Here is a 15,882-nt window from a genome sequence, read left to right on the forward strand (position 1 = left end):
CGATTAACGGGGCTTACAGTTTAAAACTTTACAAAAAGGTCTATGGTATTTTTTAGAACGGGATATCGTCGTCAAAGTCCATCGGCGGTTCATTGGAAGGTGCTGCCGGAGCCTGCTGCTGCGGACGAGACTGCGCGCCGCCGCTGAACTGGTTGCCCCCCTGCGGCTGCTGAGGTTGACCCCAACCGCCCTGCTGCTGACCGCCTGCGTTGCCACCTGCCGGAGCGCCTGCGCCCTGCTGACGGCCGCCGAGCATTTGCATCGTGCCGCCAACGTTAACCACGATCTCGGTGGTGTATTTTTCCTGACCGGATTGATCGGTCCATTTACGGGTACGCAGCTGGCCTTCGATATAGACCTGGGAACCCTTACGCAGGTATTCTCCAGCCACTTCTGCCAACTTACCGAACAGCACCACGCGGTGCCATTCAGTCTGCTCTTTCATCTCACCGGTCGCTTTGTCACGCCAGGATTCGGAAGTAGCCAGCGTAATGTTGGCAACTGCGCCACCACTAGGCATATAGCGTACTTCCGGGTCCTGGCCCAGGTTACCGACGAGAATCACCTTGTTTACGCCTCTGCTGGCCATGTTTGTCTCTCCTGAATGCGTTTATTAATAAATAGTGTAAACGCGCGAGTGTACCATTTCCAGGTGGTATTTTGATAGCTGCGAAGAAGCTTCCAGATATCACGCGCGACCTGACATTTTTACACAGCCCATCGGAAAATGCATTCCAATACTGTATATTCAAACAGGTTAAATTGTGTCATAATTAGCCGTTTCTGCCGTTTGTCCTTCAAGCAAATCAGGCAATCCGCGTATCTACCGGGAAAGGTGAATGGATAAGATCGAAGTTCGGGGCGCCCGCACCCACAATCTCAAAAATATCAACCTCGTCATCCCACGCGACAAACTCATTGTCGTCACCGGGCTTTCGGGTTCAGGCAAATCCTCACTGGCTTTCGACACCTTGTATGCCGAAGGACAGCGTCGTTACGTTGAGTCGCTCTCCGCCTATGCACGGCAGTTCCTGTCGCTGATGGAGAAACCTGATGTTGACCACATCGAAGGGCTGTCGCCAGCGATTTCCATTGAACAGAAATCAACGTCCCATAACCCCCGCTCAACGGTAGGTACGATTACTGAAATTCACGACTACCTGCGTCTGCTGTACGCTCGCGTCGGTGAACCTCGTTGCCCGGATCACGACGTCCCGCTGGCGGCGCAAACCGTCAGCCAGATGGTCGATAACGTGCTCTCGCAGCCGGAAGGTCAGCGTCTGATGCTGCTGGCGCCGATCATTAAAGAGCGCAAAGGTGAGCATAACAAAACGCTGGAGAACCTCGCCGGGCAAGGATACATCCGCGCAAGGATCGACGGCGAAGTCTGCGATCTCTCCGATCCGCCGAAGCTTGAACTGCAAAAGAAACACACCATCGAAGTGGTAATCGACCGCTTCAAGGTGCGCGAAGATCTCAGCACGCGTCTGGCCGAGTCCTTTGAAACCGCGCTGGAGCTTTCCGGCGGGAGCGCCATCGTCGCCAATATGGACGATCCCAAAGCGGAAGAGCTGCTATTTTCCGCTAACTTCGCCTGCCCGATTTGCGGCTACAGCATGCGCGAGCTCGAACCGCGCCTGTTCTCCTTCAACAATCCGGCAGGCGCTTGTCCAACCTGCGACGGCCTGGGCGTACAGCAATATTTCGACCCTGAGCGCGTCATTCAGAACCCGGAGCTATCGCTGGCGGGTGGCGCGATTCGTGGTTGGGATCGGCGCAATTTTTACTATTTCCAGATGCTGAAATCGCTGGCGGAACATTATGAATTCGATGTTGAAGCACCGTGGGGCACGCTGAACGCCAATGTGCAGAAAGTCGTTCTATACGGCTCAGGCAAAGAGAATATTGAATTCAAATACATGAACGATCGCGGCGACACTTCCGTTCGCCGTCATCCGTTCGAAGGCGTTTTACATAATATGGAGCGCCGCTATAAAGAGACCGAATCCAGCGCCGTGCGCGAAGAGCTGGCGAAATTCATCAGCAACCGCTCTTGCACCAGCTGCGGCGGCACGCGTCTGCGTCGCGAAGCACGACACGTATTCGTGGAAAATACGCCGCTGCCGACCATCTCGGATATGAGCATCGGCCACGCGATGGACTTCTTCAACAATCTGAAGCTATCCGGTCAGCGCGCGCAAATCGCCGAGAAAGTGCTGAAAGAGATTGGCGATCGTCTGAAATTCCTCGTTAACGTCGGCCTGAATTACCTGACGCTTTCCCGTTCGGCGGAAACTCTCTCCGGCGGTGAGGCTCAGCGTATCCGCCTCGCCAGCCAGATCGGCGCAGGTTTGGTCGGCGTGATGTACGTGCTGGATGAGCCCTCTATCGGCCTACACCAGCGCGATAATGAGCGTCTGCTCGGCACCCTGATCCACCTGCGTAATCTCGGCAACACCGTTATCGTTGTCGAGCACGATGAAGACGCCATTCGCGCCGCTGACCACGTTATCGATATCGGCCCAGGTGCTGGCGTACATGGCGGTCAGGTCGTGGCCGAAGGTAAGCTGGAAGATATTATGGCGGTGCCGGAATCGCTGACCGGCCAGTTTATGAGCGGTAAACGCAAAATTGAGGTGCCGACACAGCGCGTGCCCGCCAATCCGGAAAAAGTGCTGAAGCTGACCGGCGCGCGTGGCAACAACCTGAAAGACGTGACGCTGACGCTGCCGGTGGGCCTGTTTACCTGCATTACCGGTGTATCCGGCTCGGGTAAATCAACGCTGATTAACGATACGCTGTTCCCGATCGCACAGCGCCAGCTTAACGGTGCAACCATCGCGGAACCCGCACCGTACCGCGACGTTCAGGGGCTGGAGCACTTCGATAAAGTCATCGACATCGACCAGAGCCCCATTGGCCGGACACCGCGTTCCAACCCGGCAACCTACACTGGCGTCTTTACGCCGGTCCGTGAACTGTTTGCTGGCGTCCCTGAATCACGTTCACGTGGCTATACGCCGGGCCGCTTCAGCTTTAACGTACGCGGCGGGCGCTGTGAAGCCTGCCAGGGCGATGGCGTGATCAAAGTCGAAATGCACTTCTTGCCGGATATCTACGTGCCGTGCGACCAGTGCAAAGGCAAGCGCTATAACCGCGAAACGCTGGAGATTAAGTACAAAGGCAAAACGATTCATGAAGTGCTGGATATGACTATTGAAGAAGCGCGTGAGTTCTTTGATGCGGTTCCGGCGCTGGCGCGTAAGCTCCAGACCCTGATGGATGTCGGTTTGACCTATATTCGCCTTGGTCAGTCGGCGACCACGCTCTCCGGCGGTGAGGCCCAGCGCGTCAAGCTGGCCCGTGAGCTGTCCAAACGCGGTACCGGGCAGACGCTGTATATCCTTGATGAACCGACTACCGGTCTGCACTTTGCCGATATCCAGCAGCTGCTGGAAGTTCTGCATCAGCTGCGTGACCAGGGCAATACCATTGTGGTGATCGAACACAATCTGGACGTTATCAAAACGGCTGACTGGATTGTCGACCTCGGTCCAGAAGGCGGTAGCGGCGGCGGTGAAATCCTCGTTTCCGGAACGCCTGAAACCGTCGCCGAGTGTGAAGCTTCATATACTGCACACTTCCTCAAACCAATGCTGAAGTAAGTTCATCTGCCTCTTCTCGTCACGGGAAGAGGCATCATTTCATCACCGATGCCGCGGTAACGCCTGTTGATCGGCCGCTGCTCAGGCAAGAGGATAGCCAGATTCGTCAGCTATTCAGCCTGGCGTTAAACAATAGCGATACGCTGCGGCAGGATAATCTGCTCGTACTGAAGCAAAACTACCAGCGGCTATACGCGCAAGTATCCAGCCAGGATACCGCACTGACGCCGGAGTCAATACGGCGGAGTGGTTACAGCGAATAAAAGACATCATTAACGATGATGATAGCGGCATCCGCGACGCCGGAACGCTAACGCTTCAGGCCTTACAGGAGAAGGCGCGGGGCTGGTTGACCCAGGACTATCTGACTCTGCTGCAAGGGCAGCGTGATATTGCCGCCATTCGTGCTAACAACGAACGTATCGCGATGCAGGCGCATTGCTGCTTCGACTCTTTGATATCACGCTGCTGGCGCTATTAGGCGGCCTGTAGTTTTTATGACAACAACTTGCGCTTACCTTCAGGGAGCATATCAAGCGCCTGCTGGTAAGAAGCATCGACCAGGTAGTAAATCTGTGAATCCGGCAGGGAGCCGTCAAGGAACACCGTACTCCAGTGGGCTTTATTCAAATGTCTACTGGGACGAACATCGTGATGCTGCTCCCGCAACAGCTGAGCAAGCTCCGGGCTGGCCTTTAACGATACCGCAGGCCGATTGTCTTCCACCTCTTTTACCATCGCAAACAACACGTCTGCCACTTTGATCTGCGTGGCTTTCCAGTCGCTATGCACGCTTTGCTCCGCACCCGATTTCGCCATGCAGTAGCGCAATAACTCCGAAATTGTCATCTTTATTCCCCTGTGAGCGTCGCGATGATATGGCGCGATCCGCCGTGAATACGGTGCTCCCCTAGCCAGATACCCTGCCAGATCCCCAGTCTAACGCGCCCGTCCTGAACAGGTAGCATCAGCGATACGCCAAGCATCGACGACTTAATGTGCGAGGGCATATCATCGGGACCTTCATAATCGTGTTCATACGGCGCGTTGTCCGGCACAGCATTGAGAAAATGCTGTTCCATGTCGTAGCGAACGGTCGGATCGCAGTTTTCGTTTAGCGTCAGGGAAGCCGATGTATGTTGGAGCAGCAGATGCAGCAGGCCGGTCTTAACGCGCGACAGCTCGCGAATTTGACCCAGAACTTCATCAGTGACCAGGTGAAAGCCCCGAGATTTCGGCCCTAAGGTCAGAGTTTGCTGATGCCACATGAACGACTCCTTTTACCAGTGAATCCTCCTAAGTGTGCAGCAATAAGCAAAAAGGTAAAACCTTTGACGCTTTATTTTGCACAAAAAAACGGCAGTTTGCGGGCTGCCGTTTTTACGATAAATGATTAACTCGCCTGGCGGCTTAATATTCCGAATTCACAATCACCTCTTCGCCCTGAGCTCCCGCCATCGGCAGTGGCTTATAGGACGAGTTTGAAGCCCGCAGGATGCGGATACCACGAGCACCGACGTCACGAGCAGCGGCAATATCATTATCTGAATCACCGTAGAAGACTTTGATGTCTTTCTCCTGCAACCATTGCGTCTTTGTATTCTGTCCCGGCTTGTCACCGGCAAAAATAACCGGATTCATATTTGTGGCCGGGATCAGGAAATCATCCTGCAAGGTTTTTGATACCGTTTCTGTTTTGGTCTGGCTGCGGCCGGTGACAAAATAGATGCTATCGCCACGTTTAACATGCATCGCGATCAGCTGGCGAGCGACCTCTTTCGGCATGCTGAATTCATCCCAGCCGTTGTTCATTTTTTCCCAGAACTCCGGGTTTTTTAGATAATCATCGCTGCCGGGAGAATAGGTTTTCTGCCCGCGCCAGAAGCCAGGGCTGGAAAACAGAACCGTATCATCAATATCAAAGCCGACGGCCATCGGCTGGCGTCCCAACAGGCTATTTTCAATCTGAGCCACGGAAACCCAATGGATAGGTGCCTGTTCGGCGAGTTTCGCCATATTAGTGCCCGTCCACAGTGGCTGCGGAGTGGAGGCACGGGCAACGACGGAGCTATTTAGCGTGAACAGTAAGCAGACGGCCCCAAAGGCCAGGGTGATCTTGCGCATATTTTTCCCTAAATAATCGAATCGTTATTATTTTCAATAATGTGTGTGCTTATTAATGCATCAAGACCTTAACCCCCACTGGCGCGGATAGGAAGGTTTTTCTACTCAGATGTCATATAAAAAGAGAATGATCACACTTCAGGAAGGGAATTACCCTCGCCAAAATATTGGCAAGGGCAAAAGCGGTCAGTAAAAACTTATATTACGGCAGCAAATGCCTGCGCCACGCGCTGGACGTTGCGTGAATTCAGCCCGGCCACGCACATGCGGCCGCTGGCGATCAGGTAGACGCCAAATTCATCGCGTAGGCGATCAACCTGAGCCGCGCTGAATCCGGTATAGCTAAACATTCCACGCTGCTTAAGCAGGTAATCAAAGTTACCTCCGGGCACCGTATCTTTGAGCACGTTAACCAGTTCCTGACGCATAGCCAGAATACGGGTACGCATCCCTTCAACTTCCGCCAGCCATGAGGCTTTCAGCTCCGTATCGTTTAATACTGCCGCCACAACCTGCGCACCAAAATTCGGTGGGCTGGAGTAGTTGCGACGCACGGTCGCTTTTAATTGTCCCAGTACGCGACCCGCGGTTTCCGCATCTTCGCAAACCACCGACAAACCGCCAACGCGCTCACCATACAGGGAGAAGATTTTTGAGAAAGAGTTGCTGACGAGCATCGGTATTCCGGCGCTGGCGATCGCGCGGATAGCGTAGGCATCCTCTTCGATTCCGGCACCGAAGCCCTGATAGGCGATATCCAGGAAGGGGATCAGATTGCGTGTTTTCAGCACCTTAACCACCTCATCCCACTGGGCATTGCTCAGATCAGCCCCCGTTGGGTTATGGCAGCACGGATGCAGCAGCACGATATCGCGCTCCGGCAGGGTGTTGAGTTTCTCCAGGAAAGCCTCGAAACGCACGCCGTTGGTCTCATCATCAAACCAAGGGTAAGTACTTACTTCGAAGCCAGCCCCTTCAAATATTGCGATGTGGTTTTCCCACGTCGGGTCACTCACCCATACACGCGAGTCAGCGAAGTAGTATTTCAGGAAATCAGCACCCACTCTCAGCGCACCGGAACCACCCAGAGTTTGAATGGAAGCGACGCGATTCTGCACTAGTACCGGATGGTCAGCCCCGAACAGCAGCGGTGCAATCGCATGACGGTAGGTATTCAGCCCTTCCATCGGTAAATACACAGAAGCACCGTGCGGCTGAGCATTAAGGCGCGCTTCCGCCTCCGCAACCGCCTGTAGCTGCGGGATAATTCCATCTTCGTTGTAATAAAGACCGATGCTGAGGTTTACTTTGTCACTCCGCGGATCTTCTTTGAAACGCTCCATCAGGGAGAGAATGGGGTCGCCAGCGTAGGCGTCAACTTTCTGAAACACGTGATGTTTCTCCAGGTTTACATAAGGCAGGTTATTACACAATAAACCGGATGCGCAGGAAGATCGAGAGGATGTTGGTGGATAAAACAGAGCAATAACAAATAGGTGACCGTCCCGGAGGCGGCGCTTGACGCGCCTTGTCCAGGCTACCTGACCTCAGCATAGCCCGACCGAGGTATGGATTAATCTACGTACTTCATTGACACCCTTGAAGTCAGGCGCGTGATAAGTTCGTAAGCACTTACTTTTGTGATCTCAGCAATACGTTCGACGGGCAAGCCTTCACCCCAGAGCACGACCGGGTCGCCCGATTTATCCTGCGATTCGGGCCCGAGATCGACGCAAATCATATCCATCGCCACGCGTCCAACAATCGGCACCTCGCGGCCATTGACCAGCACCGGCGTTCCGGACGGCGCAGCGCGCGGATAACCATCGCCGTAGCCCATCGCCACCACACCTAAACGCGTATCGCGCTCGCTTATCCAGGTACCGCCGTAGCCAACCGGTTCACCGGTTTTATGCTCGCGGACCGCTATCAGGCTCGAAGTCAGCGACATCACTGGCTGGCAACCAAAATCCGCACCTGTCGACTGGTTTTCCAGCGGCGATACGCCGTAGAGAATAATTCCCGGACGCGCCCAGTCGAAGTGCGACTGCGGCCACAGCAAAATCCCGCCCGAAGCAGCGATGGAACGCAGCCCCGGTTTACCCTCTGTGAAAGAAGTAAAGATATCCAGCTGACGTTCAGTCGCACCGCACTCAGGCTCATCCGCACGAGCAAAGTGGCTGACCACGTTGACCGGCTGGCGGACGTTTTTGCACTGGCTAAGGCGCTGATAAAAAGCCTCGGCCTGTTCCGGCAGAACGCCGAGTCGATGCATCCCGGTATCCAGCTTCATCCACACGGTCACGGGTTCGGGTAAATCAGCCTCTTCCAGCGCCGCCAGCTGTTCCGGGCTATGTACCGCGGTCTGCAGACGCTGGGCAGAAATCACCGGCAGGTCGGCGGCCTCAAAGAACCCCTCCAGCAGCAGAATCGGCTGGGCGATGCCGCCCGCGCGCAGGCGCAAGGCCTCTTCGAGACGGGCGACGCCAAAGGCATCGGCGTCAGGGAGCGTTCGCGCGGTCTCAAGAAGACCGTGTCCGTAGGCGTTCGCTTTCACCACCGCAACCAGCTTGCTGGCAGGAGCCAGTTCGCGTAGACGTTGCAGGTTGTGTCGCAGAGCGCGGCGGTTAATGACTACAGTTGCCGCTTGCATTTAAATTCCTTAATAAAAGAATCTCCTAAATCATTCGTGTTGCAGGAAGGCGACAAGCCTGAGAATCCCCGGGAGCTTAGTAAACTAAGTGACCGGGGTGACAGGCGTAGTCAACGCATCTGCGGCATGAAGGATGACGGAGATTTACTCGTCGTCGTATTGTGGACCGGCATAGTTGTCAAAGCGCGACCACTGACCGTTAAACGTCAAACGTACCGTCCCGATGGGGCCGTTACGCTGTTTACCAATAATAATTTCTGCGATGCCTTTTAAATCACTGTTCTCGTGATACACCTCGTCACGATAGATAAACATGATTAAGTCAGCATCCTGCTCGATGGAGCCGGACTCACGCAGGTCCGAGTTGACTGGGCGCTTATCCGCACGCTGTTCCAGAGAGCGGTTAAGCTGCGACAGTGCGACCACCGGGACATGAAGTTCTTTGGCCAGCGCCTTCAAAGAGCGGGAAATTTCGGCAATTTCCAGAGTTCGGTTATCGGAGAGCGACGGCACGCGCATCAATTGCAGGTAGTCGATCATGATAAGACCGATACCATCATGCTCACGGGCAATACGGCGCGCGCGGGAGCGCACTTCCGTTGGCGTCAGGCCGGAGGAGTCATCAATATAGATGTTGCGTTTTTCCAGCAGGATCCCCATGGTGCCGGAAATCCGCGCCCAGTCTTCGTCGTCAAGCTGACCGGTACGAATGCGGGTCTGGTCAACGCGAGACAGCGAAGCCAGAGAACGCATCATAATCTGTTCCGAGGGCATCTCAAGACTGAAGATTAAGACCGGTTTATCCTGCAACATCGCTGCGTTTTCAACGAGGTTCATTGCAAAGGTCGTCTTACCCATCGACGGACGCGCGGCGACGATTATCAGGTCCGACGGCTGAAGACCGGCGGTCTTTTTGTTGAGATCGTCATAGCCGGTATTGACCCCGGTAACGCCGTCATGCGGCTGCTGAAATAGCTGCTCAATACGCGCGACGGTGGCATCCAGCACGTCAGCAATATTTTTGGGGCCTTCATCTTTATTGGCGCGGCTTTCGGCAATCTTGAAGACTCTGGACTCAGCCAGATCGAGCAGATCTTCACTGGTGCGGCCCTGTGGATCGAAACCCGCTTCGGCAATCTCATTGGCCACCGAGATCATTTCGCGTACTACCGCCCGTTCGCGAACAATATCGGCGTATGCGCTGATGTTCGCCGCACTTGGCGTATTTTTTGATAATTCCGCCAGATAGGCGAATCCGCCGACGCTGTCCAGTTGCCCCTGACGCTCCAGCGATTCCGCGAGCGTGATCAGGTCAATCGGGCTACCCGATTCTTGCAGGCGCGCCATTTCAGTAAAAATATGGCGATGCGGACGAGTATAAAAATCTTCCGAAACCACGCGCTCGGCAACATCGTCCCAGCGTTCGTTATCCAGCATTAAACCACCCAACACCGACTGCTCCGCTTCAATCGAGTGCGGCGGGACTTTCAACCCGGCGACCTGATAATCTCGTTCGCGGGGTTCAGTCTGTGGTTTGTTGAAGGGTTTATTTCCTGCCATAGTGAATGGAGTTACCGAGATAGTGAATGGGTCGAAAGATTACCACATTTATGGAGGAAGCATGGCAACACGAATTGAATTTCACAAGCACGGAGGGCCTGAAGTTCTGCAAGCGGTGGAGTTCACGCCGAAAGATCCCGCAGAGCACGAAATTCAGGTAGAGAATAAGGCCATCGGTATCAACTACATTGATACTTACATCCGCAGCGGCCTCTACCCGCCGCCATCATTGCCGAGCGGACTGGGCACTGAAGCCGCGGGCATAGTGAGTAAAGTCGGCAGCGGCGTGAAGCATATTAAAGCGGGAGATCGGGTGGTTTATGCGCAATCCATGCTGGGGGCCTACAGTTCGGTGCATAACGTACCTGCCGATAAAGCCGCCATTTTACCTGACGCTATCTCTTTCGAGCAGGCGGCAGCCTCATTCCTGAAAGGGTTGACGGTCTATTATCTGCTGCGCAAAACCCACGAAATTAAGGCGGGTGAACCGTTCCTGTTTCACGCGGCAGCCGGTGGCGTAGGATTGATTGCCTGCCAGTGGGCAAAAGCGCTGGGCGCTAAACTGATCGGCACCGTCGGCAGCGCGCAAAAAGCGGAGCGCGCTAAAAAGGCCGGTGCCTGGGAGATCATTAACTATCGCGACGAGAATATCGTCGAGCGCTTAAAAGAGATAACCGGCGGTAAGAAAGTTAACGTGGTCTATGACTCGGTAGGCAAGGATACCTGGGAGGCGTCACTCGACTGCCTGCAGCGCCGGGGACTGATGGTTAGCTTCGGCAACTCGTCCGGTCCGGTGACCGGCGTAAACCTTGGAATACTCAACCAGAAGGGTTCGCTATATGTGACTCGCCCTTCGCTACAAGGCTATATCACCACTCGCGAAGAGCTGACGGAAGCCAGCAATGAGCTGTTCTCGCTGATCGCCAGCGGCGTGATAAAAGTGGATGTGGCAGAGAGCCAAAAGTATGCGCTAACCGATGCCAGGCGCGCACATGAGGTGCTGGAAAGTCGGGCAACGCAGGGTTCGAGTTTGCTATTGCCCTGATAACAAAAGTTTAGGGCTTCCATATAGGAAGCCCTTACTTTTTTTGTTCGGCTGTATGTAGGGTACAGCTCGATGAATTCGTTAACGCGCTAATAGTGACAGATTTAATAAGCAAAGCCTACGCTGCTTTATGCAAAAATCTTCAGGTTGTGACATACCGCTCAATACCTTAGTAACGCCAACGGTTATTACGGTGATAACGACTTTCAGTTGGCGATTTTATCGCCCGAATCACCCAGACGACAACAACGGCCAGCAGCAACCATGGCAACAGTTTAATCATTAATGCAAACAGGCCGCCGACAAACATCAGCGCGGTTGCGACGACTATTGCGGCGATAATTCCCAGCAGCGATACGCCGGTGACCAACAGCATGACAAAAAAGCCAATAACAAATAAGAGTTCCAGCATCGTCTTCTCCCCAAAGAATTTCTGTATGTCTTCCCGGATATTACAAAAATCGTGCCAAATTTAACTTATTGAATTTAAAGCAAAACGCCCTGCGTAATTAACGCAAGGCGTGGTGAATTTGACCAGGTTTTAGTGAAAAAATTAACGCTTGTCGGCAACCAGCTGCAACGCCTGCTCCAGCACATTAATATCGGCACCGGCTTTATGCGCATTCTCACTCAGATAGCGACGCCATTGACGTGCGCCCGGGATCCCCTGAAATAGCCCCAGCATATGACGCGTCACATGGCCCAGGTAAGTGCCGCTACTCAGTTCACGTTCGATATAAGGATACATCGCGCGAACCACAGCAACCGGATCGGGATCGATGCCTTCAATGCCGAAAATTTCCCGGTCAACCGAAGCCAGAATACCTGGATTCTGGTAAGCCTCACGCCCCACCATCACCCCATCCATATGCCCAAGGTGCAGCTTTGCCTCTTCCAGCGACTTGATGCCACCGTTGATGGACATGGTCAGATGCGGGAAATCGCGCTTGAGCTGGTAAACGCGCGGGTAGTCCAGCGGTGGGATCTCACGGTTCTCTTTCGGGCTCAGGCCGGAAAGCCAGGCTTTACGTGCATGGATGATAAACATCTCGCACTCGCCTTTTACGGAGACCGTTTCGATGAAATCACACAGAAACTCGTAGCTATCCTGGTCGTCAATGCCAATACGGGTTTTAACCGTCACCGGGATGGACACCACGTCGCGCATCGCCTTGACGCAATCCGCCACCAGTTGCGCGTTGCCCATCAGGCAGGCACCAAACATGCCGTTTTGCACGCGATCGGAAGGGCAGCCGACGTTGAGGTTTATTTCATCGTATCCGCGCGCTTGAGCCAGCTTCGCGCAGTGCGCCAGCGCTGCCGGATCGCTGCCGCCCAGTTGCAAAGCAACCGGATGTTCTTCTTCGCTATAGGCCAGATAGTCGCCTTTACCGTGGATAATCGCGCCGGTGGTCACCATTTCGGTGTACAGCAGCGTATGGCGCGACAGTTGACGCAGGAAGTAACGGCAGTGTCTGTCGGTCCAGTCGAGCATCGGCGCGATGGAAAAACGGTGAGCAGCAAAAGCAGTGGGCGTTGATTCTGACATCATGGCGAATAAATAAGCATCCGGGTAAAAAGGGGCGCTACTATAGCATAAAGATAAACCACTGGCGCATCGCGCCAGCGTTCACATTCTCTATCCGGTAAGAAGCGCTATTTTCTCCGCGGCTTACCGTCGTGCGGGCCAAAAAACTGCGGTGGATGATCGACCCAGCGATCCTGGCGCGTGGCGGCATAGCCGGGGTTAAGTGGATAGTAAATGCGATTATATTTTTTGTTCGCCTCCCCCACCACTAACAGGCGAACTTCCTGTTCGGTGTTGTTAAGGAAAGTGTGGCAAACGCCGGTTCCGGCAGGAAAACCGACGCTATCCCCCGGCTCCAGCTTCCAGAGATAGCCGTTGATCCACACTTCAGGATAACCATCCAACACGTAGATAAATTCTTCTTCATCGCTTTCCGCATGCGGATAAGAGGTACGACGCCCGGGCAGCAAGCGCTCGTGATGAATCCCTAAGCGGTTCAGGCGCAGGCCGCGCGCCAACGGTGCGCCAATAGAGAAAAGCTCCGTACTGTCGGGATAGGTGGAATCGTCCGCACCTTCCAGTTCGCGCCAATGTCGAATGCAATCAGGTCGTTTCATCGTTTTCTCCCGAAAATGAGATGCATCATGTATAGCATGCCTGGTGGGTCTCGGTGTTTTACTGGGATCGTGATAAAGTAACAGCTTCGAATTCACGCAACCAGAGGACGCTCATGGATAAGACCACTTCGCAACAAATGTTAGCGCATGCTGAAAAGCTCTGCGCGCAGCGTGGCGTGCGCCTGACCCCGCAGCGCCTTGAAGTGTTGCGTCTAATGAGCCTGCAAAAAGGGGCTATTAGCGCCTATGACCTGCTCGATCTGCTGCGCGAAAAAGAACCTCAGGCTAAGCCGCCGACGGTTTATCGGGCGCTGGAGTTTCTGCTGGAGCAAGGGTTCGTGCATAAGGTGGAGTCCACCAATAGCTACGTGCTGTGCCATCTTTTCGATCAGCCAACCCACAGCTCGGCGATGTTTATCTGCGACCGTTGCGGCAGCGTCAAAGAAGAGTGCGCGGAAGGTGTAGAAGATATTATGCATACGCTGGCGGCAAGAATGGGTTTTGCCCTGCGTCACAATGTGATTGAAGCTCACGGCCTGTGCGCCGCCTGTGTGGAGGTGGAAGCGTGCAGTACGCCAGGGCACTGCCATCATGACCACACCATCCTGATCAAAAAGAAAGCCCGCTGAGGCGTTAGCCGCAGCGGGAATCAAGGGTGTATACCCGTCATACTTCAAGTTGCATGTGCGTTGGCTTTGTTACTCGGCTCATCCATGAGCCTCGCCCTTCAGGCCGCCGGGATACGGCGTTCAAATCTGTTCCAGACAGATTTGTCGCTCGCCCCAGTCACTTACTGGAGTCAGCTCCTGGGGATTCTCTGCGTTGCCGCGTGATTCGGCCTTCAGCCTCACCCCCTCGGGGCCAGCGCAAGCGCTGTTCAAAACGGTTAACCGTTTTGTCCTGCAACTCAAATTATTTAGGGTATAAATCGTTAGGACAGGCAATAATAAGGGGATTAAAACACGACGTTTTCGCTACCAGCGATAATCGTTTTTAGTTTCCCAATCCTTCACTTCTTTCTCGGCCTGATCTTTGGCGTATCCATAGCGTTCCTGAATTCTGCCAACCAGCTGGTCGCGCTTACCCTCGATGACGGTCATATCATCGTCGGTAAGTTTGCCCCATTGTTCTTTCGCTTTACCTTTCAGCTGTTTCCAGTTACCGCCGATTTCATCTTTATTCATCATGTCATCCTCATCGTTCGGTGATCGTTCGGTGAATGAACAGCCCGCAGTGTGCCGGACATGACTTAACTATAGATGAGTATTCTGAGTAAGATTTATTATTCGGAATCTTTAACCATCATATTAACAATATACGCTATGAAAACCAGGTGTCGCGCTGCCAGTGACGCCGCCAGACGATTGCCAGTGAAGCCCCGCGCAGGGCAAGAAACACCGCCAGCGCCAACCATAGACCATGATTACCAAGAACCGGTACCGTCAGCAGCGTCAGGGCGAATCCCGCCGCCGCTACCGCCATGCTGTTACGCATCTCTGCCCCGCGCGTTGCGCCGATAAACATGCCATCCAACAGGTAGCACCAGACGCCAATGACCGGCAGTATTGTCTGCCAGATGAGATAGCGGTCGGCGAGTTGCTGCAGAGAAGGGAGCGACGTTAGCAAGGCGATAATCTGCTCGCCAGCAAGGCTGTAAATCAGCGCAAACGCCAGCGCTACCATGCCTGACTGACGGCAGGCCGCACGCCATACCTCAAGCAGTTGGCTGCCGTCGCGGGCACCGTAAGCCTGCCCGGAGTGCGCCTCCACGGCGTAGGCAAAACCATCCAGCGCGTAGGCGGTAAAGGTGAGCATGGTCATCAGCACCGCATTGACCGCTACAACGTCAGCGCCAAGGCGGGCGCCATATACCGTCATCGCCCCAAAACACAGTTGTAGCAGCAGCGAGCGCAGCATAATGTCGCGGTTCAGCGCCAGAAGACGGCGCACATCGCCGCGCCACGCGGTTTTCAGCATCGATAGCGAAACGCCCCGCAGTACCAGCACGCGTTTCGCCATAACGAGTCCAATGAAAAAGGTGGCGTATTCTGCTGTTACGGTCGCCAGGGCCGCGCCCTGCACGTTCATATGCAGGCCCATTACCAGCCATAAATCGAGCACGATGTTGAGTACATTACCGACGACCAGCAGGATCACTGGTGCACGGGCATACTGCACGCCCAACAGCCAGCCCAGCAGCACCAGATTCGCCAGGGATGCCGGAGCGCTCAGCCAACGAATCTCGAGGAAACGGCGGGCCTGTTCAAGCACCGCATCACTGCCGCCGACGATGTGCAGCGCCAGATTAATTAACGGCATTCTGAATAGGACGATGGCTATCCCGGCAGCCAGTGCCAGCCCCAGCGGCTGCACCAGCGCACGCGCCAGCCGTTGGGGATCTTTCGCGCCGAATGCCTGGGCCGTCAGACCAGTAGTACTCATGCGCAAAAACAGGAGCAGCATGAAGAGAAAGCTGGTCGCCATTGCGCCAACCGCAACGCCGCCCAGATAAACCGGGCTATCAAGATGACCGATAACAGCGGTATCCACCAGCCCCAGCAAAGGAACGGTGATATTAGAGAAAATCATGGGCAGCGCTAAGCGCCACAGGGCTTTATCGGCGGCGTTAAAAAGCATGGGGAAGAGCCCAAATGAAGAAGTAAGACAGCGCAGCATCATGTATCAGATGA

The 15,882-nt window shown here is 54.4% G+C and carries 16 protein-coding genes; 4 read left to right on the forward strand and 12 right to left on the reverse strand.

The genetic code is table 11. From position 1 onward, the window contains the following. Window positions 1–52 precede the first annotated feature (52 nt). Entirely contained in the window at window positions 53–589 is a 537-nt protein-coding gene (gene ssb1 / locus QVF11_RS21525) for a single-stranded DNA-binding protein SSB1 (RefSeq protein ID WP_110274575.1), read from the reverse strand. A 250-nt stretch (window positions 590–839) separates the two neighbouring features. Between ssb1 and uvrA the strand changes: the two genes are divergently transcribed. Together uvrA and QVF11_RS21535 are read left to right on the forward strand one after the other, a co-directional pair. Then, window positions 840–3,665, forward strand: coding sequence for an excinuclease ABC subunit UvrA (gene uvrA / locus QVF11_RS21530; RefSeq protein ID WP_112215886.1), 2,826 nt, complete (start codon window positions 840–842; stop codon window positions 3,663–3,665). Window positions 3,666–4,014: 349 nt separating this feature from the next. Continuing rightward, window positions 4,015–4,146, forward strand: coding sequence for a hypothetical protein (locus QVF11_RS21535; protein WP_287859121.1), 132 nt, complete (start codon window positions 4,015–4,017; stop codon window positions 4,144–4,146). 14 nt (window positions 4,147–4,160) lie between these two features. On the opposite strand, the gene QVF11_RS21540 is transcribed toward QVF11_RS21535, so the two are convergent. The 6 genes from QVF11_RS21540 to dnaB form a co-directional block, all read right to left on the reverse strand. Then, window positions 4,161–4,514 carry an MmcQ/YjbR family DNA-binding protein gene (locus tag QVF11_RS21540; protein ID WP_287859122.1) on the reverse strand — a complete coding sequence of 118 codons (354 nt, stop codon included), beginning with the start codon at window positions 4,512–4,514 and terminating at the stop codon, window positions 4,161–4,163. A gap of 2 nt (window positions 4,515–4,516) precedes the next feature. Further along, window positions 4,517–4,933: a secondary thiamine-phosphate synthase enzyme YjbQ gene (locus QVF11_RS21545; RefSeq protein WP_110274579.1), complete on the reverse strand. Its 417-nt coding sequence runs from the start codon at window positions 4,931–4,933 to the stop codon at window positions 4,517–4,519. Between the two features lie 142 nt (window positions 4,934–5,075). Further along, window positions 5,076–5,789: an acid phosphatase AphA gene (gene aphA / locus QVF11_RS21550; protein WP_142514429.1), complete on the reverse strand. Its 714-nt coding sequence runs from the start codon at window positions 5,787–5,789 to the stop codon at window positions 5,076–5,078. 197 nt (window positions 5,790–5,986) lie between these two features. Then, window positions 5,987–7,180: an aromatic amino acid transaminase gene (gene tyrB, locus QVF11_RS21555; protein ID WP_287859125.1), complete on the reverse strand. Its 1,194-nt coding sequence runs from the start codon at window positions 7,178–7,180 to the stop codon at window positions 5,987–5,989. Window positions 7,181–7,362: 182 nt separating this feature from the next. Next, entirely contained in the window at window positions 7,363–8,442 is a 1,080-nt protein-coding gene (gene alr, locus QVF11_RS21560) for an alanine racemase (protein ID WP_112215889.1), read from the reverse strand. A 144-nt stretch (window positions 8,443–8,586) separates the two neighbouring features. Further along, a complete protein-coding gene (gene dnaB, locus QVF11_RS21565; RefSeq protein ID WP_112215890.1) occupies window positions 8,587–10,002 on the reverse strand; it encodes a replicative DNA helicase in 1,416 nt (471 codons plus the stop codon). Between the two features lie 61 nt (window positions 10,003–10,063). On the opposite strand from dnaB, the gene QVF11_RS21570 reads away from it, so the two are divergent. Then, on the forward strand, window positions 10,064–11,047 hold the full coding sequence (locus QVF11_RS21570; protein ID WP_112215891.1) for a quinone oxidoreductase: 984 nt from the start codon (window positions 10,064–10,066) through the stop codon (window positions 11,045–11,047). A 169-nt stretch (window positions 11,048–11,216) separates the two neighbouring features. Here QVF11_RS21570 and pspG read toward each other — a convergent pair whose 3' ends face one another. The 3 genes from pspG to QVF11_RS21585 form a co-directional block, all read right to left on the reverse strand. After that, complete coding sequence (pspG, locus tag QVF11_RS21575; protein ID WP_112215892.1) at window positions 11,217–11,459, reverse strand: envelope stress response protein PspG; 243 nt, start codon at window positions 11,457–11,459, stop codon at window positions 11,217–11,219. Window positions 11,460–11,600: 141 nt separating this feature from the next. Beyond that, on the reverse strand, window positions 11,601–12,599 hold the full coding sequence (dusA, locus tag QVF11_RS21580; RefSeq protein ID WP_112215893.1) for a tRNA dihydrouridine(20/20a) synthase DusA: 999 nt from the start codon (window positions 12,597–12,599) through the stop codon (window positions 11,601–11,603). Between the two features lie 104 nt (window positions 12,600–12,703). After that, a complete protein-coding gene (locus tag QVF11_RS21585; protein WP_112215894.1) occupies window positions 12,704–13,192 on the reverse strand; it encodes a cupin domain-containing protein in 489 nt (162 codons plus the stop codon). Between the two features lie 113 nt (window positions 13,193–13,305). On the opposite strand from QVF11_RS21585, the gene zur reads away from it, so the two are divergent. Next, window positions 13,306–13,821: a zinc uptake transcriptional repressor Zur gene (gene zur / locus QVF11_RS21590; protein ID WP_112215895.1), complete on the forward strand. Its 516-nt coding sequence runs from the start codon at window positions 13,306–13,308 to the stop codon at window positions 13,819–13,821. A 345-nt stretch (window positions 13,822–14,166) separates the two neighbouring features. Here the strand turns inward: zur and QVF11_RS21595 are convergent, their stop codons facing one another. Both QVF11_RS21595 and dinF read right to left on the reverse strand, forming a co-directional pair. Continuing rightward, window positions 14,167–14,376: a CsbD family protein gene (locus QVF11_RS21595; protein ID WP_110274589.1), complete on the reverse strand. Its 210-nt coding sequence runs from the start codon at window positions 14,374–14,376 to the stop codon at window positions 14,167–14,169. A 136-nt stretch (window positions 14,377–14,512) separates the two neighbouring features. Further along, window positions 14,513–15,829, reverse strand: coding sequence for an MATE family efflux transporter DinF (dinF, locus tag QVF11_RS21600; RefSeq protein WP_142514426.1), 1,317 nt, complete (start codon window positions 15,827–15,829; stop codon window positions 14,513–14,515). Window positions 15,830–15,882 lie beyond the last annotated feature (53 nt).

The sequence above is a fragment of the Klebsiella sp. genome, from assembly GCF_027492335.1.
GTDB classification, from domain to species: domain Bacteria; phylum Pseudomonadota; class Gammaproteobacteria; order Enterobacterales; family Enterobacteriaceae; genus Klebsiella; species Klebsiella huaxiensis.